Genomic DNA, 2328 nt, shown 5'->3' with positions numbered 1-2328 from the left:
TCACGGGAACCGTACGAACCACGGGACTGGTCACGGTCACCGTAGGGACGGCGCTCACCGCCACCGCGGTTGTCGCGGTAGCCACCACCGGGACGGTCATCACGACCATACGAAGGACGATCCCCCCGATCACGGGAACCGTACGAACCACGAGCCTGGTCACGATCGCCGTAGGAGCGACGCTCTCCGCCGCGGTCGTCGCGGTAGCCACCGCCGGGACGGTCGTCACGGTTGAACGGACGACGATCCCCCCCCGGACGCGGACCACGAGCCTGGTCACGATCACCATAGGGACGGCGCTCGCCACCACCACGGTTGTCACGGTCACCATAGGGACGGCGCTCACCGCCGCCACGGTTGTCCCGGTAGCCACCACCGGGACGATCACCCTGATCACGGGAACCGTACGAACCACGAGCCTGATCACGGTCACCGTAGGGACGGCGCTCACCGCCACCGCGGTTGTCGCGGTAGCCACCACCGGGACGATCATCACGACCATACGAAGGACGATCCCCCCGATCACGGGAACCGTACGAACCTCCTGAACGCCCTTCTCGGCGCTCGCCATATCGAGGACCGTCCCCTGGACGTCCCCTGCCGCCGGCCCCGCGGTTGTCGCGGTAGCCCCCCTGACCGCCGAATCCGCGGTTTTCGCCTTCTTCGCGCCGGCCCGCGCCGTCACGCCCGTTGTCACTGTTCACTTCTGGTTCCATTTCGTTTGCTCACTCGGCGAGCGCGTCCCGATCTTCAGATGAATGGGACGATTCGCTGTGCGGGCGATCTCCGGCCGCAGGACACATCCCGTTCGCTATCGCTGCCCTGTCCTATCGTGGTCTGGCGCAACGAAGGCCACCCTCGGTGGGGCGGCCCGGCTCCTCCAGCCTAGCAAGCCACTCAAAGTCCGGAGGCCTATGCCGTCGTATCGAAGGCGGCCAAGGATACGGACTGCCCAGCCCCTACCTGCCTTACAGTTCCGCAGCCCCCGTACTGTTCCCTGGAGTCTTTTTATCCTGAAATCGCAGCTCATAGCCGGTGAGCCCCACGATCAGCAGAACCCTGGCCGCGCCAACAGCAAGCAGATCGCACCTCTTGCGATGCTGAAGCCATGACCGATCTTGAGCCTGTCGATCTGGAGTTGCTCACTGGATTCGCCGCGAAGATTGATCCGCTCATGCAGAGCGTCCTCGTCAGTGGGGATGCGGAGCAGATGAGTGGCTTCGTCCGCGAAGCGGCGTGGAGCTGTACGGAGAGGCCGTACTTCGAGCACCTGCCGGAAGTAGGCGAGCTCTACAGCGCCTGGATGGGAATCGACGACGTCCTCGATGGCTGGCCCGCCGACTACGGGACCGACATCGATGCCCTGGCCATGCGCGAGTTCAGACTCGCGGCCCAGGAGTGGCTGGAGATGCCGCTGACGGAGACCAGGTTCCGGCACTACATGCGTCGGTGGGGGACATGGGTCGCGGAAGACACCTGGCCCCCACCCGGAGGAGTCAACCGGCGGCAGCGGCCAACCATCACGATGGCTCCCGCCGACCTTGAGAACTTCACGACCTGATGGCACTGACCAACACAGATGTGAAAGCCGACCACACCACACGTACGCTGCCTCGCTGAAGGCCTCTTACCTGGCCTATGTCGTCCTCGACGGCATGCTCATCTTGATCACCCGGCCCGCTGAGGACACGCCGTGCCGCTCGGCGGATTCCTCACTGATCCGGTTGGCCAGCTGGTTGGACATGAAAGATGTTGGGTCGGCTTCTCCCCCGCCGGGCGGGTTTATTCATACCGCGCACAAAAAGAGCGAATCTCGCCAGGCACCGTTCTTCAAGCAATGGAACACACCTCTACGGCACCACCTGGTCCTCCCACCACCCGCCCCCGCAACAGAAAAAGGGGCAGCCGTTGCCAACAGCGGCTGAATCCTGCCCCCTGGAACCCGCCCGTCGCCACAGGGTCAGTTTCCACCCGTCGTTGGCAGCCGCCGACCACCCCACCCACCACAACATCCCCGGGAGACCGGATGAAGCTGACCGGACGAGCGGTAACCGTCCTGTCCGGCGAACTCCACGCCCTCCCGCCCCGCTCCTGAAACAAAAAAGGGGCAACCCCCGCTACCCCTCAAACACCCCCGCACTCCCAGGCCAGGCACAAACTCCCGGGCCGGGCACAAACAAAAAAAGGGGCAGCCGCCGGCCACCCCGCACCCCAGACACCCCCGCCTGGAACACACCCCACACCCAGGGAACAACCCCCAAGAGCCACACACAAACAAAAAAGGGGGGGCCACCCCGAAAAGGATGACCCCCCACAAAGATTGTCCGG

General features: G+C 64.6%; 2 protein-coding genes. Both read left to right on the top strand.

Going from position 1 to position 2328, the window contains the following annotated elements:
- A partial coding sequence (locus ACIBVQ_RS29790) for a hypothetical protein (protein WP_399181528.1) occupies positions 1 to 548 on the top strand: 548 nt, incomplete at its 5' end.
- A gap of 560 nt (positions 549 to 1108) precedes the next feature.
- Positions 1109 to 1561, top strand: a complete 453-nt coding sequence (locus tag ACIBVQ_RS29785; protein ID WP_399181526.1) for a hypothetical protein — start codon at positions 1109 to 1111, stop codon at positions 1559 to 1561.
- The last annotated feature ends 767 nt before the right edge of the window (positions 1562 to 2328 follow it).

The organism is Streptosporangium sp. NPDC049376, assembly GCF_044466505.1.
GTDB lineage: Bacteria > Actinomycetota > Actinomycetes > Streptosporangiales > Streptosporangiaceae > Streptosporangium.
This window is presented reverse-complemented; position numbering and strand designations above follow the sequence as displayed.